Source organism: Pedobacter sp. 05L430 (genome assembly GCF_056397585.1).
Genome location: NZ_JBFTNT010000025.1, coordinates 26,014 through 43,819, shown reverse-complemented (window position 1 = coordinate 43,819; position 17,806 = coordinate 26,014). Strand labels below are relative to the sequence as shown.

Below are 17,806 nucleotides of genomic sequence, written 5' to 3'. Positions count from 1 at the left end.
ACATTTGGTTTTTTAAAATACCACAATTACAGTAGAATGGCAACCTGTACTGTCCAGTACCTGGTCTTATTGTTTAATATATCTGTAGGCAAACCGTGCATTTGGAGCAGCATCACCCTTGTCTAGCCAATGCATGGCATTTCCGTCAACAGGTGAGTTATCGGCCCATTTAAAGTCTAATGTAAACTCGTTTCCTATAATACCAAGTTGTTTTTTTGGGATAACAAGTTCCAATTCGTTTTTGTCTGTTCTGTATTTTATGGAAGATGATTTACCTAAACTACAGTCTTTTTTAAGGTTATGTAATGTAGCAGTATTATTACTTAAAACACGCTGGTTAACTACATATTGAAAGCCCTCCCAGCCTTGGTTGGCAGCACCTTTTACACCTATAAACAAATGCATCCAATCTGGAGAATCCGATGGTGTTAATGGATCTTTTGTTTTTACATAGAAGTACACATTTTGCTGATCTGAAGTAATTCTGGATTCTATAATATCATTGCGACCTGTGTTATTTACATATTCATTTATTCGGCCCCAGCCTGGGTGTTTGCGATGGAAGGTATCTCCACTATCATCTTTATATACCGCCGGTATTTTTTTCCAATCACTAAATTTCCCATCAATGCTCATTGATGTATTGGTTTTGTAAACGGGAAGTTTTCCTGTGCCTTTAAACTTCCTTACATTATCTACCAGCTGGTAATAATAATTGTCTTTGGTTACGCCGTTTTCAGGTTCCGCATCTCTGCTAAATTCGGCATTATAAAGATCTACAAAATAGGTTTCTCCCTTTTCGATTGACTTACCTAAAAAGGTTTTGGATGCTCCGTCGTTAAAGCGCATGGCCACCCACTCATTCCATCCGGTTATAAATACAAATTCAGGATCTACCTCAAGGGCTCTTTTCCATTGTTCTTCAAAGTAAAGTCCTTTTTCGGTCGAAAATATTTCTGGCTCTTTACCATTATGAAAGCTTCTGCCAATGTTCGACATCGGGTGTTGTGCAATAGAAACGGTTACCTGTTCAGCTTTATCTTTTGAATCGTGCCAGCCATAAGATTGAGGGTAATGATCAAGCCATGGCCATTTGTCTTTACCATCTGCAAACCACTGCTGGCCTTTGCTCCATGCCCAGGAATGCCGGGTGGTAAAGAAATTTTTAATTTCGGGTGTAACTGCCTCTGGCGGGCACAACAACAGGGGTTTTCCTTTCCACAAAAACCAAAGGTTACTAAACAATCCTTTTTTATAAATCTGCTCATAAAGGTTATTAACCGTTTGCTTGGGCACACTATTTACAATAAAGGAAATAGATGGGGTGCTTAATCCTTCGGCACGCATTTTAAGGTAAGTATTGGCAATCTTTGTAACCTGCGGCAGATAAATAGCGGCATTGGTTACATCAAGAATAATTACATCAATACCAGCATCAGATAACATTTGTGCGTGTTTACGGATCACCCATTCATCATCGGCAAGGTAATACCCAAAATAAGGTTCACCCCAATGGTGAAAAGCGTGAATTGGTCCATATTTAGGGTCAGTTGGATTGGCCTTTAAAAGCTTGGTAATGTCATATGGGCTAACCGTATCCCCTGGTGTTTTGGGCATCACCCCACCATCAGCAGCACCTCCTTTATGCTGATCATAGCCGTGAGCTCCCTGCCATATGAAATAGAATATTCCTGCATACTTATCTTTACGTGGAGTTTTATATTTTGCTGGCTCAATAGTGCGGCCAAGCGCATCTTTTGCTACCCATGTATCAGCATTTGATGATGAAACTTGAGCTTCAGTCTGATAAAAGGAGATACAAATCAATCCCGATAAGAAGATTTTTTTTAAACCCATCATCAATTGGTAGCGCTATATATGAAATTAAAACGGCCACCCGGTGCTGTGTCGCCATTTAGATACCAGTCTAACGGATCGTTATCGTTCTGCATATTATCAGACCATTTAAATTCGAAATTGAGCGGTTTAGCTACGTTTTTAAGATAGATTCTTGGAAGTGTAACCATCATTTGATTACCCTTAACTACATATTTTAAAGTCTGTATATCTTTCCAGGCTCCATCTCTGTATTGCTGCAAATTGCTTCCCCCTGCAACTCTAAAATCATATCCTTTCCAGCCTGTTTTGGCGCTTCGATCTGTATCCAGATATAGTCTCATCCAGTTACTGCCTGAATTGGAAGTGATGTCAGCTACAGTTTTAACAAAAAAGTAAATGTTGACTTTGTCACGCGCAATCTTCATCTGCTCAAAATCGTTTCTGCCTGTTGCATTGGTATAAACAATTGCAGGCTCAATCGGGGTGCCTGGATGGTTACGTTCCTGAGTGTCGCCGGTATAATCCTTGTAAACGGGCTGTACTGATGTCCAATCACCGAACCCATTAATTGTTTTAGGTAAGCCAGCCGAAGGATTTGCGGCTACGCCTTTGTATCTTCTTATATTGCCAACCAATTGCATATAGTAGTTATCCTTTAAACCGGCAGTAAGCGAAGGCTCGATATCTCTGCTATATTCTGGGCTTGCCTGATCACAAAACCATGAGTGTTCCGGGTTGTTATCTCTACTAGGAAATTTTCCGGCTATCCACTCATTCCAACCTGTAACATACACAAAAGGCGTGTTTTGTTTTATAGCATAGTCCCATTGCTCCTGAAAATTGTAACCATAAATTACATCTGTTGCAGGATTTCCGGGTGACCCATTATGATAGCTCCTACCCCAATTGTCTTTATTACCGTAAAATGCCGAACCACCCATTCCTGCCGTTGGATTAGGGTGCTGTGCAACTGAGACATTGATGATTTCTGTTTCTCCCTTGGCGTTCTTATATGTTTTTTGAGGTCTTACAAATTCAATCCATGGCCAGCTGTTTGTTTTTTGAGGTTCGTTTGGCCATTGTGATTCTCTGTATGTGAAAGTATTTTCATAATCTTTTCCCTTAGCTTCTGCAGATATTCCAATTATAAGCGGCTTACCATCCATTAAATACCAGCACTCGGGGTAGCGGTATGGAGCACCAGGTTTATAAAAATTATTGTAGGCTTCCTGCATGGTCTCGCCCGATGAGGTATTGGTATAAAACACGATTTTAGGAGGGGTTTTACCCTGCGCCCGAACTGCATTCATAGCCTTCATCAACACGTCGGCTTGTTTTGGATAAGTTAAGCGGTTTGTTGCATCAATTACAAGAAGATCCACACCAGCATCAGTTAGCAACTGAATACTTCTTAAATGTACCCAATAATCATTTGCGCTATAATATCCATAAATGGGTTGCCCCCAGTAATACATCCCCCCGCTTCCCCAATATGGATTATCAAAATCATTGAGTACTTCGGGATGTGCATTCACGATTTCATGGAGATCCCAATATTTGCGTGGTGCTGTTTCATGCCATAAAAAGTAGAACATGGCAACCGTTTTTTTTCTAGGATTACCCACCTCCTTATTTTGAGGGAGAACTCTGCCCAAATCATCAGCTCCGGCAAACGGCTGAGCGCTTGATGAACCAATCCCCAATAATGCAAAAAGTATTATAAAGTGAACAGACCTCATAGGATTTATTTTTTTACAAATGCCCTTTTTAATACGTCCAGATAACCCATTTTATGTAAGGTATCGGGTTCGAGATAACTTCCTTCCGACCACTCATTCCAGGCATTGATGGTAATTAATTTGCGTTGTTTTGGATGTGTATCTGCAAATACTTTTGCCTTTTCGACATACTTTGCAAATTTTTCAGGAGCGGGATTATTTATATAACCGGTTTTATACGGAAACCTTGGGTTAGCATCCCAGCTAATTGTGAGATTAGGGAAATAAGGAATGGTAAAATCGTTACTAAATCCTTGCCACATATTGGTAGACAGATCTGCCCATTTCTCGTAATCTCCATCTGGATTTTGCAAATGTGCCCAGCAGTAATTTGTTAAACTGTTAAAGCCAAAATACTCCATAACTTTATTCTGTGTTCCAATTTTTTCGCCGGGTACCCCTGCAATACTTGAAGGTAAGGCCTGCCAAAGAATTCCCTGTAAGTGCAGTCCGGGAAACCCTGCGGCAATTGTTTTTTCTCTGAAGTAATCCAAAGCCTCTTTGGTTTGCGTTGCACCGCCCAATCCCGCAATCAGCGTATGAAGTTCGTAGATACAGAATACCGGGGCACCATCAATCTTGTAATAACCAGGATCTTTGAAATATTTTGCTATCACACGATCGACCACAATATTAAATTGTTTACGATCTACACTGCCTTTCCAGATCACTGAATCTTTTTTCGGGTTCTTGCGCTCCCAATAAGTTGTAGCATCATGATTTGCCCACATCAGGTAAAACTTCATCCTGCCTTTGTTGGCTTTTAAAAAGCCTTCGTTGATACAATCTTCAAGGAATGGTTTTCCCTCATACCAGTACCAATCGAAGATAAATGTATTCACTCCGTGATCAACAGCAGCAGTGATCTTTTTATCCATATCTTTTGGATTTGCCTCGTCCAGATATCCCCAGAGCGGGACTTTTGGTTGGGCATGTCCTTTTTCTTTAGGTTGCGCTTTATAAATGATCTCCCATTCCCCCTTTTTTTCTGGAAATAAAAACTCCGCTCTAGGCTCATAGTGATAGGCAGGCCAATAGAATGCAGCTACATCATAATCCTGGGTAATTTTCTTTTTGATGTTGCACGATTGAAATATAATGGCAATAGCTATTGCTATTGCCAAAGAAAAGAGCGATCTATTATAAGATAATGACTTCATAATAAATGTTGTGTTTAATACGGATTTATTTCAATAGATACCGGACCTGTTAACCCTGATGGATGCAGCGGGCTGTCTGCTTTGTACGGGTTAATATAAGACCAGGTTTTACGTTGATCTTCTGGCAATTTTAAATCACCTATCAACCGGTTTACCCAGGTGTTAACCACTTTTACTTCCAGCTTATTTTCACCCGCCAACACTGCCTCGGTAATGTCTACTTTGTAAGGTGGTGTCCATACACCACCAACCTCTTTACCGTTAACCTTTACTTTGGCCAATGCGGTAACTGCGCCGAGGTTTAGATAAATACGCTGCCCTGCAGCTGGTTTCTTAATCTCAAACGAAGTATTATATAAGGCACTTCCAGAATAATGAGCTATTCGTGTATCCGGGTGTTTTGACCAATCTATTAAAGTTTTAAATACCACAGGTTCTTCTGGGCCTCTGCCCTCTTTATCAAATTTAACGGTCCATGGGTCAGTTAATTTAATTACATCAATTGGCTCAGGGAAATTAACCTTTTTCTCGGCCGTGGCATTACCGGACTGGTCTTTTCTGAAGATTATAAAAGCACTTTCAAATGCATCGAGTTTTAAAGGAACAGATGTTGTATTTGGTGTTGAGCTGTACTCTGGAAGATCACGCATTTTCCCTGTTATAGCATTCCACAATTCGGGTGCTTTTCCGGTAACCCGGAATGCAGGATTAATGCTTATAGGTTTATCACTCTGATTAGACACAAAGTATATTTCGCCATCGTTAGTCTTTCTATGGATATACAGGGCCAGATCATTACCAACGGTTTTAAAATCTGGAATCACTCCTATTTTATCTAATGCCTGTTGTAAATCAAGACCATCCATTACCAGACCCTTACCATATTCATTTGTTTTAATACCCTGTCCATCAATTTTTCCCCAAACTTCGTTGGCAAGTTTTTTTACATTGTCATCTGCAGTGCTGTAGTTTTCTAAACTAGGTGAGCGTTTTGGTTTTGGGCCCAATATCACTCCACCTGCTTTTACCAGACTTGCTATTTTCTCCAACAATTCCGGCCTCATAGTTTCCAGTGCAGGAAGTACCAATACCCGGTAAGACATACCATCAGGAAGTACAAATTTGCCATCCTTAACAGTTAATCGGTTAATGATCACCTCTGCATTGATGTAGTCAAAGGAATAACCTTCGGGGAGCTTAGGATCCTGTATTCCAGTCATTTTTGGTGCATCTTCACCAATAAAATAGGCTACATCTGCAACATATTTACCTTGCTGCAGCATGAAATTACTGCGCTTAAGATAATGGATAAACATATCCATATCGTAAAACCAGGTATTGAAACGGTTAAACTCATTGCCAAACCAGGCATTAACACCGGGTTTCCTGTCCTCATATGGTTGTTGAATATAAACATGTAGCAACGTATTATTGATCCCTTCTGTAAAGAAGCGATCGCCACGTTGTTTCATCATTGCCGGATAACGACCAAAGGTATTTCCTGCAGCAGTGAATGATTCTGCAGAAACTTTAGTTTTACCATAAATATGTGCTGCCGATGATGCTGCTCTGTTTTCTATGTTACCAAGTTCACCTTCGCTCCAAAACTCTCCGCCTACTTCATCAGATTGTCCTCCGTATTGAAGAAATTCACCGGGAAAACCCCAGTGTCCATAATTTTCAAGCCATATGGTTAACCCATGTTTGTGACTTACATCGCGCAATCCGCCAACATATTCATAAGCAACATTGTCTGCAACAAATCTTCTCAGGTCCCATAGAAAGCGATCTGATTTATCCTGACTTCCTACCACGTGCCCATACATAACCGGTATAAGTGGCATAGGATCATATCCGTAACGCTTTTTAAACTTGGCAATGAAATCATCTGTCCAGTTTTGGCCGCCCATCTCGTAACTATCCTGAACCGCGACTTTCCATGTTTTACGGTCTTCGGCAGGAATTCTTCTCTGAATTTCGCCCATGAATGCATCAAAGTGTTTTATCACATGCTCATGGTTCATTTTATCTACCTCTAGTCCGGTTCCTTCTGGGGATGCCGGGCTATTTTGAACACCTGTGGGTGCCATTCCTGTTCGCATTACAATCCATTCACCTTCGGGAACATCCCATGTAAGTGTACCATCAGCCGACAAATTTGAACTGATATCTTTTATTGAGCCTTCATCTATCAGCAATGACTTATCTGCTACCTCTTTTTGTTGTGCCCACTGATATTCATGCCAATAAGGAAGTGGGGTTGGGTGCATTTTAGCGAGTGTTTTTTCGATGAATCTTTCCACTTTTGGCACCGAAGAAATTTCCAGTTCAGCAATGCTGGCATCCTGGGATGTATTGGTAAACGTTAGACGAAAGGCTTTTGATGTTACTGCATCAAATGAAATGATAACCGGAGCAAACTGAGCAAAACCAACATTCAACGCGTTATTGCTACGGTCTACTTTGAACTGTTTTATTTCGCGGTAATTACCATTATCCAATGCCTCTATTTTCACATCTATACTCATGTTCTTTTTGGATGGATAGATGGTTAAACTTCTTGCAGTATAGCTTTCTTGGGCAGCTATGGTAATAACAGAAGGTTTACCACCTGGCAGCAATGCTTCAGTTTTCTGGTTTTTATCAAGGATATTTGCAATGCTTTTTATAGCCGGATCGGAAGTAATAACAGGTTTTAAATCAGCGATACTGCTCCCATATCCTTTTGGTGCTTTAAAAGCCAGCAGTTTAACATCCTGAAAACTTCCTTCAGGTTTATTAAGCTTTTGGGAAATTTTTGCAGGTCCTTTGAACACAGTTTCTGATGATGCCAGATAACGCATTGCCTGTTCAGGTTTAACCCAGGGTCCGCCTGACTGGCTCCAGCCAGGWCTATTAAACATTCCTATTTCTATCCCTAACTCCGAAGCCGTTTTTAAAGCAGTGTGTGTAATATCCCACCATTCATCAGAAAACAACTTGACCTTTCCATAAGGAACTTCTCCGGTTAAACCTATATTACCAATAAAAGCACGATTTATACCTACTGCTTTCATTGCCTTTAGATCGTTTATAACTCCTTGTTTAGAGATATTGTCTGAAATCCAATACCAATACACACTGGTCTGTATTGAATCCGGAGGTACTATAAACCCACTCTCAACTTTAGTGAAAGCAATGTTTTTGTTAGTACTTGAACAAGCGGAAATTATTAAAATTAATACCGGTATCACAAAGTGGGCAAAGTGCTCCCATACAGTACCCTTAAAAGATCTGATGTTTGAATTCATAAATGGTTTCATTTGGTTGTACCAATACTATTAATTATTTTAATAATCAGCAACCTGTACTATACTGCTCTTATTGTAACTTTTAGGATGCTGTTAATCAAGCCACCCCGGGTTTTGCCAATTCTGTCCGGTAAGGTTAATCATCTTATCCACTTCAGCCTGGTCTATTGGGTACAACAAATACTTATTGGACCAGGCATTTCTGTTGGCAAATTTGAAACGGCTAAAAGTAAGGTTTGAGCCTTCTTTAGTAATCCTCATCCCGGTAACAAATTTATCTGTCTGATCAAGGATTTTCCATCTTCTGACATCAAAGAAACGATGGCCTTCAAAAGCAAACTCTATTCGTCTTTCATTACGATACTTTTTTTCGAATGCTTCTTTTGACATCCCGGCTGGAAACGCAGGCATTCCAGCTCTGGCACGTACAGCACTAACTGCCTCGCGGGCACTCACGGTAAGCGTTCCAGAGGACACCGCAGCATCAGGCCCCGCTGACTGGTACGCAGATTCTGCAAAGTTCAGATAGAGTTCGGCCAAACGGAAGATCCTAATAGAACCATCTGCATCATTGCTAATTCCCGATTTGTAATTGTTGAACTTACGAAGGTAATATCCTGTTCTGGTGCGCGTTCTTTCCGTTCCTGAAATCCCTTCAAGACCGCCCACAAAGGTTTCCACTTTTTTACCGTTAGGATCATTCAGATTCCTTACGGCACCATTATAGTATATCGAAGCATAGAATCTGGGATCGCGACCAATGTATGGGTTCCCCGGATCATAACCGGATGCCGGATTTACTGTTGCCACAAGGTTATCCGTTCCTGAATATCCAATTATTGGAGCTTCTCCATTTGCCATTTCGTAACTATCTACCAGATCCTGGGTTGGACTCGGGCCAGTTTTTTCCATTCCTGGATTTGTTGGCATACCAGCCAGTTTCCATATTTGCAACTTACCGCCTCCATGAAAAATCGTTTCTTTATCCGTAGACCTTTGATCGTTGGAACCAATCAGATTGTAATACGCATATGCATTTTGAGCAACATCAGCTGCCGGAATCTGGGTAAAAAGCTTATAATCGTTTGCAAGGCATTGAGCAAGCGCCTCTATGTTTATGCTTGTAGCATCGGCCCATGAGTAAGTTCCATCGGCCCATAAAGGACTTGCGGCATAAGTAACTGACTCTGATTTGATGGCATATGCAATTGCCCTGGTCATGATACCATATTGGTTATCGTAAATATCCCATGAAAAGCCATCACGTCCAGCTGGATAGGATAAAGCTTTATCACAATCTGCAAGAATGAATTTCACAACCTCCGAAAAAGTGGCTTTCTTATCCTTAGAGTAATCATAGTCTACACCTAAAGGTTTATCTATAAGCGGCACTCCTCCATATCGTTTTATCAATTGCAAATAATAAAGTGCACGTAAAGTATGTGCCTGAGCTGTCCACGCGCCTTTCTCTGCTTCAGTTGCAAATACTGTTGCTGTTTTGATATTTTCTATAAACACATTGCATTTACGGATTCCCTCGTACAACTTACCCCATGGACTACCATCCGCAGAATACTGGGCATATGAACTGGAAGTTATTGATCCACCATACCAGGCAGCATATCTGGAACTCACAACATTGTCATCTGCATCCTGAGATTCGTCTCCAAAAGATGCTCTATCGGTATTAGGGGCCGGACAATATGCGTAAATACGATCTGTTATACTTATAATAATCGTTTATTTCCTGACTGGAGGACTTAACTGTCGACAATGCAGGGGCTGTTATTGCTTCACCGTTTTGGTAGCGTTCCGGCGTCCATGCATTTTTGTGCAAGGAACCATATATTCCATCAAAATCTGCTTCCCAAACACCCTGCCCAACAATTACCGAAGAGTACTGACCAATTCCTTGTAATAAGAAACTCAGATCGAAGGATTTATAGGCAACACCTCCCGATATTCCATATGTAAACCTTGGAAGTGCTCCGGTACCTATTGGAGCCTTATCAGCCTCATTTATAATACCATCATCATTTAGATCCTGATATTTAAGATCCCCTAAACGTGGATTACCAACTTTGTACTCAATTTTGTTACCATCAAGTTCTTGCTGAGTATTAAAAAATCCATTGCCGTTACTATAATCAACCAGGTATCCAAATGTTTGGCCATAAGAATAGCCCTCCTCCTGCTTTCTATAAATGTAATCGTCGTTTCTCAGTGGCTCATTTGTATTAATCACTTTATTTTTCGAATAACCAATTAAACCTCCCAACGATATTTTCACATCCTGATTTAAAGCCTTGGTATAATTGGCGGTTATTTCGTAGCCCTTGTTTTCAAAAATACCTGTGTTTGTTTTAGGATAATTATTTAAAGGTATACCCTGATACAAAGGAATAGCTGATAGCGCACTAACTACCATATTATTCATGCGCTCTTTAAACACATCTACAGTAAAAGATAGGGAATTAAATAATCCCAGATCTAACCCATAGTTTTGTTTTGTAGATATTTCAGCCTGTATATGAGGATTTCCAACGGTCCTCTCATCTATAATATACTGAAGGGAACCAATTGGTCCTCCTCCTCTAACGGTTACCTCATCGAGGTAGGCGAACCGGTTTAAGCCACTTTGGTCGTTTGCTGTTTTACCATAAGAAGCCCTTAATTTAAGGTTGCTTAGCCAGGCTGCATCCTTCATAAAATCTTCGTTCGACACTTCCCAGGCTGCAGAAATTGCCGGAGTAAAGGTATAACGGTCGCTGCGCGCATATTGCTCAGAACCCGAATAACCAACATCAAACTTAATATGGTACCGGTTATCGAAGCTGTAGGTTGCTTCTGCGCCCGAGCTTAGGCGGTTATAAGGCAATAATCCCGGGGAACCTGTATCTGCCTTTGTCAGATTTTGGAAGAACATATAGGCCATACCTCCTACATGATGCTTACCGAAATCCCGGCTGTAATTAAGCGCTCCATTGTAGGTTAGGTGATAATAGTATGAACTTCCCTTGCCATATTTCAAAGGTGTATTGTTCTGGTCACCTTTTCTATTGAACAGGAGTTCTTCGGGTTTGGTATTATCTCTTGTCCAGCGTTCATAATCCTGAGTAGTACTTAAACTGCCAACGGCATTAGTCTGATAAGCAACTACACCTGTTAAATTTAAGCCTTTTGTAAGGAACCCCATGTCCAGATCAAGCCCAAACTGCGAGGTGATATTGGTCACTGTATGTCTTACATACCCAGATCGGTTTAACATCCCAAAGGTTGGCGAGCCCACATTACTCGTTGTAATTACCTGACCATTCGGAGTTAACGGACCATACACAGTTGGAGGAATCTGAAAAAGGCTGCCATATATTGTTGAATTTCCGGAACCAGGGGTTCGTTCTCTTTTAATATTACCACTTAAGCGGATAAATGCTTTAAGGTACCGGTTTAGGCTCATATCAACATTACTGCGATAGTTAACCCAAACGTTGTTTGCATTAGAATTGTATTTATCCTGATCTGTAATAAACTGTCCTCCCTGATGCATAAAGTTCACATTGGAATAGAATTGTACTTTTTCGTTTCCGCCGGTAACGTTAAGACTTGCACGCTGCATGGCTGCGTAGTCCTTAAAATACCTATCATACCAATTGTTATTGGGATAAAGGTCGTTCCCGCCTGAACGAAAGTTTTCAATCTGCTGATCGCTAAATAACTTTTCCTTTTTATCATTAACCAATGCCTGATTTCTCATCGATGCGTAATCGGCAGCACTGTAAAACGTTGGTGTGGTTGTTACCTGCTGTATGGATTGATCGAAAGTTGTTTTTATTTGGACATTGCCTTTTATCCCGCGTTTGGTAGTAATCACGATTAATCCATTTGCACCCTGAATACCATAAAGCGCTTGGGTAGATGCGTCTTTTAACACAGTAACAGATTCGATTTCATTTGCACTGATGTACTCGAGCGTCTGATTGCTGTTATAAGCACATATAATTCCATCAATAATTACGAGTGGTCCGTTGCCCCTTGCAGCAGATAGCCCTCTGACATAAATATTGGTAGTTGCTCTTGATAGCTCTGAGTACGTTTCTTGTGTCACTAAGCCYGCAAAACGACCAGCAAAACTTTGGGTAAGATTTGCTACAGGAGATTTTTCCAGCTCTTCGCCTGTAACTGTTGCTACCGATCCGGAAACCTCATGTCGCAGCTGTGAGGTATACCCCAGTTGAACTACATCGTCTTTTTTATGTATATCTGGTTTTAACTCAACATCAATCTGAGCTTTCCCATTGATAGCTATTTTTTGTGTAGAATAACCAGCATAGGAAAATATCAGTGGGCTATTCACATCCAGTATTATGGCGTACTCACCATTTGCATTTGTTGATGTTCCTGTTTCTCCATCCCGGGAGCTTATTGTTACGCCAGCAAGCGGTCTTCCAAATTCATCCTTCACTATGCCTTTCACTGGGACCGATACCTCCTGTGCGCTGACACTTGTTCCTATGGAAAACAAGAGTGCCAGCAGCAATGTTATTTTGATCATTAATTTATGTATCATCTGATTTGTCATTGAGGTCTATTAAAAACTATTATTACCAACCGTTACTTTGCCACTTAACTCCTGTAATTGACTGCAGGCGGTTTGCCTCATCAAGCGGTATAGGTACCCAAAGGAATTTATTGGTAAAATTCTTGCGTTCATTGGTGCGGACAGGTCTTCGGTTATAGGTAAAGGTTCCGTCGGGGTTTCTGGTAATTTCCATCCCTGTTACCCACTGATCGGTTTTAGAAAGGTCGCCGGTTGGCAGCGTCCATCTGCGAACGTCGAAATACCTGTTTTCTTCCATAGCCAGCTCTACCCTACGCTCATTCCTGACCCTGAGTATCAACTGTTCTTTAGATAGATTCGAAGGTATTTCTGGCATCCCCGCCCTGGCCCGTATTTCGTTAACAGCTGTAGTTGCTTCAGGTAATTTACCTGCTTCAGCAGCTGCCTCTGCAAAGTTTAAGATGACTTCTCCAAGACGGAACATTTTCCAATTTGCACCGCCCACAGGATTATCATTACCCGAGTTTGGATGCAGGAATTTCCTTTCGAAGTAGCCTGTACGGGTTGCCTTTCTGGTAGAAGCATGAATACCGGTTTGCGGTTCACCGACATAAGTTGCAATAATCCTTGTTCTATTACCCATTGGTGCAGGATAATTTTCAATAGATTCAGGCACTTCCGCAAAATTCCAGAATGCTTTTCTTTTCGATCCATTGTAGTAGATGGAAGCATAAAAACGTGGATCTCTGTTTGCATATGGGTTTTTAGGATCATAGGTTTTATTTTCAGGATTGTAGTTTGGCTGCTGGTGCTTATCATCAAGATATGGATTTGCAAGATTTAGAATTGGCTTCCCATCAATGGTCTCATATGCATCTACAAGCTCCTGCGTTGGGCAGGTTCCTGATTTGTATCCATCCTGTGCACCAATGCCATCAATATTCCAGATATTACCTTGCCCATCGCGACTTTGATATATTGTTTCATGATCTACGCTGGATGCATAACCCATTGTCTGAGTGAAATATTCATTATAGATGGCCGTTTTTTCATTCTTGTTTGGCCCGAGGTATGCAACATCTGAAAGATAAGTTTGTGGATAGTTTACCTTATTATAAAGCTCAAAGCCGTTTTTTCTTAAATTTTCTAATGATGTTTTGTTGACTTGATAAGCCTCTTCCCAATAATTTTTGCCTTCATTATATAATGGGCTCGCAGCAAAGAGGATCATTTTTGATTTTATGGCCTCTGCCATTGCTTTGTTTACACGGCCAGCTTCCTGATCTGAGTTAATTCTCCATTGCAATTCATTTGTGCCAAGTGCAACATCACAATCTTCCATGATAAACTTAACTACATCATAATAAGTCTCTCTTTTTACTTTGGAAAAGTCACCTGAAAAATCATATGGTTCACGTTCTATAGGTAGCGAAGGGCCAAACCATTTTAGTAGTTCTGAGTAATAGTAAGCCCTTAAAAGATGTGCTTCAGCTTTCCAGCGTTTTCTATCTGATTCATTGCCCACCGTTGCATTATCTATGCGGCTTATAAATATGGTACAGTTGCGGATAGCGCTCCAATAGTTTGCCCAATAATTTCCATTTCCACTATCCCCACTTACATTGGTTATGGGATGATTACCGGCAGACGCATTGCCATTGTACATTCGGCCACTCATAAGTCCCGACTCTGCTTCCGCATCCGTATCCCAGGATTCGTCGCTCCAGTTAACGGGGCCTCTTTGCCAAAAAAAGTATCTGGTCCCTTTTACGGGCATGTTTGCATAACAGGTATTTAAAAAAGCTTTCACCTTTTCGTTATCAGCAAAGACTTCCTCCATAGTGATCTTGCCATCGGGTGCTGTATCCAAAGCTTTCTTACACGCAGCAAGGAAAAACATGGAGAGCGCGATTAATAAAACTATATATTTCGTTTTCATAACTTCTTGTATTGGGGATTAGAAAGTAACATTTAAGCCAAAGTTTGCCATTTTGGTTACAGGGTATCCGAGAGGATCATTGTTCTCAGGATCCAAATGGCCCATTTTTAAATGATCCCAGGTATAAAGATTTTGTCCGCTTACGTAAACCCTTAATCTTTGAACTCCAATTTTATTAAGGATTCCCAGGGGAAGTGTGTAGGCTAATTCCACATTTCTAAGACGAATAAATGAACGGTCCATAATGAAGAAATCATTGGCCGTGTGATTCGTATTGTTCAATGTGCTTAATGCCGGATAAGTAATCTTCTCGCCGTTCGCATATCGCTCCGGAGTCCATGCATTTTTATGATAATCGAAATAAGTACCCAGTTTTATAGTTTCATAAACTCCCTGATCAGAATAATTATTGGAGTACTTGCTTACACCTTGCAGGAATGCTGTAAATTCAAATCCTTTATAATTAAGGCCCAATGTAAAACCGTAAGTAACCCTGGGTATGGTGCTATAGCCAATGGCCATCTGATCCTTATCATTAACCACTCCATCGCCATTAGCATCTACATACTTAAAATCGCCTACTCTTGGCGTACCGAAGCCATAAGTGGTATGCGCAAGATAATTGTCAAGTTCTTCTTTTGAATTGAAATACCCATTTCCGTTGCTGTAATCTATTTTGTATCCAAGGGTTTGACCAATTGAGTACCCTGTAGATCTATATTTTGTTGCGTAAGATTCATCACGGATCTGTTCATCTATAAATTTAACTACGTTATGGTTATATCCATAATTTCCCTTAACCATTAAAGAAAGGTCCTTTGCGAGTGATTTATTATAGGTTAGCTCAATTTCATATCCTTTATTATCGACCAATCCMATATTTACTCTTGGAATAAAATTTAAGGGTACGCCTTGAAATTCAGGCACAGTGTTACGCTCGATCAGAATGTTGCTTCTTTTCTCAACAAAATAATCGAAGGAACCACTTAAATCCTTAAATAATTGTAGGTCTATACCATAGTTTTGTTTTACAGCGACCTCCCAGGTTAGATTTGGATTAGCCAGAAGAGCCTGATTTATTCCACCTCCAAGGCTGCCAAGTGGGCCACCGCCAACTGTGATGTTACTTTGATAAAGAAACCTGTAACCGCCCATTTGATCGTTACCTACTTTGCCATAAGATGCACGTAATTTTAGACTGGTAATTGTCTTATTATTTTTTAGGAATTGCTCATTACTTAGAATCCATCCAATTGAAGCCGCTGGGAAAAAGCCAAAGCGTTTGTTTGGCGCAAACTGTTCAGAACCATTATATCCCATGTTAAATTCTGCCAGATAGCGATTGTCATAAGCATACGTGGCCCTGGCTGCTATACCTAATACGTTAAAAGGAATATCACCACCCGGGGTTTCCCAATAATCGCGTTGACCAAGGATCATTGCACCAACCTCATGCTTTTCAGCAAATGTTCGGGCATAATTAACCGAGGCCTGCATATTGATATTATAACGGGAATCTGCTCCCTTAGTTAATGAAAGCAATTCTTCATCGGGACGTTTAACCGCATAACTTAACTGATTAGTTTCCGGGTTAACTTCGGCAAGATAAAGACGCTCGCTTTTCTTGCCTTGGGTAGCGGTAGTTGATTTAGAATCATAAGAGATCATCCCTTTAACACTTAGCCCTTTGGTAACGAAACTACTTAAATCCCAATCGAGCCCTAAAGTGGAATTCAGGTTAGATCTAACTTCGTTACGATATCCAAATCTGTTCATAATTTCAAAGGCAGAACGGTCTAAGTATCCCGGATCTACTATTTGACCTGGCGCTATTCCAAAACCACCTATGGTTGTTGGTCCCGGCGTAATCGGCAAAATGGTTTGGGCCTGATACAATAAATCTCTCATCATCCAATTTGTATCACCTCCGCCATATAGCCATGCTGAAGGMATATTAATCTGTTCTATATAACTACCTATATTTAAAAATGACTTTAGTGAGTTCGTGACTTTATAATCCAGATTGGCCCTAAAATTAAACCTATCCATTTTTGCGGAAGGATCATAACCCAATACCGATTTAGGCTCAGTTTTAAGGTTACCCCCTTGATTAAGATATGCAGCGTTTACAAAGTAGGATACTCTTTCTGTTCCCCCGCTTGCACTGGTATTAATTCTTGTTTGCGGTGAATAACGGGATATAAACTCACGATAATAATCATGATCCGGATACATGTATTTTCGAACTGCCGCTTTTTGTGCATAGTCGGGATCATTTGGATCTAAGCCTGCCAAAGGATTTAGGTATTTATCCATGGTTTCCTGACTAAAAGGAAGTGGCGATATGTTGTCGTTTTTAGAAGCTTCATTTCTTAGCTTCATATAGTCTATAGAGTGCAGCCTTTCTGGTTCCCGAGTAAATGATGAATAACTCTGATCTAAATTGACAGATAATTCGGGCTTACCTTCCGTACCTCGTTTGGTGGTAATAAGGATAACCCCATTTGCTCCTCTAACACCAAATACTGCCGTTGCTGATGCATCTTTCAATACGGAAATAGTTGCGACCTCGCTAGCGTCAATGGTCCGTATGTTATCACGGGGAACTCCATCAATTAGAATAAGAGGGCTTTTAGTATTAGTTGTTGCGGCGCCACGCAGATACATAGTTGCATCGTCACGTCCCGGTTGGCCACCCCCAGACTGAATGGATGTTAAGCCCGACAATTTACCCGCCAATGCATTAGCAAGACTTGCAGAAGAATTTTGTTTAAGTTCTCTGGAGGAGACCGAAGAAACTGCCCCTGTTACCGAAATTTTCTTCTGTTGACCATATCCTACTACAACCACTTCGTCCAATTTCTCATCGGAATTTACCAGAGTTACATTAATTGCTGATTTTCCGTTTACAGCTATTTTCTTTTGAATATATCCTATGTATGCAAATACCAATATGGCATTTGACGGCGCTTTAATAGTGTAAGTCCCGTTTTCATTTGTCTGGGTACCCACCTTAGATCCCTGAACCGTAACAGTGACCCCGGGTAAGGGACCAAGATCCAGTGAATCCAATACCTTTCCGGAGACAGTGATCTGTTCCTGTGAGAAAGCATTAAGTGAACTACATATTGCCAGCAATAGCAAAGGAGTCCAATAGAGCTTTGAGAATAGTCGTTTTTTCCTCATAATGAGCATTTTTGAAATGTTTGATTTGGATTTATTAGGTTAGGTTTCAGGTGTGC

General features: G+C 40.7%; 8 protein-coding genes. All 8 read right to left on the bottom strand.

Annotated features, from left to right (window positions below; translation table 11 throughout):
* Nucleotides 1–66 precede the first annotated feature (66 nt).
* On the bottom strand, nucleotides 67–1,860 hold the full coding sequence (locus AC1DG9_RS07055) for a glycoside hydrolase family 71/99 protein (protein WP_337715892.1): 1,794 nt from the start codon (nucleotides 1,858–1,860) through the stop codon (nucleotides 67–69).
* Complete coding sequence (locus AC1DG9_RS07050) at nucleotides 1,860–3,578, bottom strand: hypothetical protein (RefSeq protein ID WP_337715894.1); 1,719 nt, start codon at nucleotides 3,576–3,578, stop codon at nucleotides 1,860–1,862. The genes AC1DG9_RS07055 and AC1DG9_RS07050 overlap by 1 nt, the downstream gene beginning before the upstream one ends.
* Nucleotides 3,579–3,583: 5 nt before the next feature.
* On the bottom strand, nucleotides 3,584–4,777 hold the full coding sequence (locus AC1DG9_RS07045) for a glycosyltransferase WbsX family protein (RefSeq protein ID WP_337715896.1): 1,194 nt from the start codon (nucleotides 4,775–4,777) through the stop codon (nucleotides 3,584–3,586).
* Between the two features lie 14 nt (nucleotides 4,778–4,791).
* Entirely contained in the window at nucleotides 4,792–8,067 is a 3,276-nt protein-coding gene (locus tag AC1DG9_RS07040) for a glycosyl hydrolase (protein WP_477634452.1), read from the bottom strand.
* Nucleotides 8,068–8,160: 93 nt separating this feature from the next.
* On the bottom strand, nucleotides 8,161–9,780 hold the full coding sequence (locus AC1DG9_RS07035; RefSeq protein WP_477634457.1) for a RagB/SusD family nutrient uptake outer membrane protein: 1,620 nt from the start codon (nucleotides 9,778–9,780) through the stop codon (nucleotides 8,161–8,163).
* Complete coding sequence (locus AC1DG9_RS07030) at nucleotides 9,755–12,619, bottom strand: SusC/RagA family TonB-linked outer membrane protein (protein ID WP_477634450.1); 2,865 nt, start codon at nucleotides 12,617–12,619, stop codon at nucleotides 9,755–9,757. Before AC1DG9_RS07030 ends, AC1DG9_RS07035 begins: the two co-directional genes overlap by 26 nt.
* 49 nt (nucleotides 12,620–12,668) lie before the next feature.
* Nucleotides 12,669–14,564, bottom strand: coding sequence for a RagB/SusD family nutrient uptake outer membrane protein (locus AC1DG9_RS07025; RefSeq protein WP_288879544.1), 1,896 nt, complete (start codon nucleotides 14,562–14,564; stop codon nucleotides 12,669–12,671).
* Nucleotides 14,565–14,582: 18 nt separating this feature from the next.
* The gene (locus tag AC1DG9_RS07020) at nucleotides 14,583–17,750 is read right to left on the bottom strand and encodes a SusC/RagA family TonB-linked outer membrane protein (RefSeq protein WP_477634449.1); all 3,168 of its coding nucleotides are present in this window, start codon (nucleotides 17,748–17,750) and stop codon (nucleotides 14,583–14,585) included.
* Between the last annotated feature and the right edge of the window lie 56 nt (nucleotides 17,751–17,806).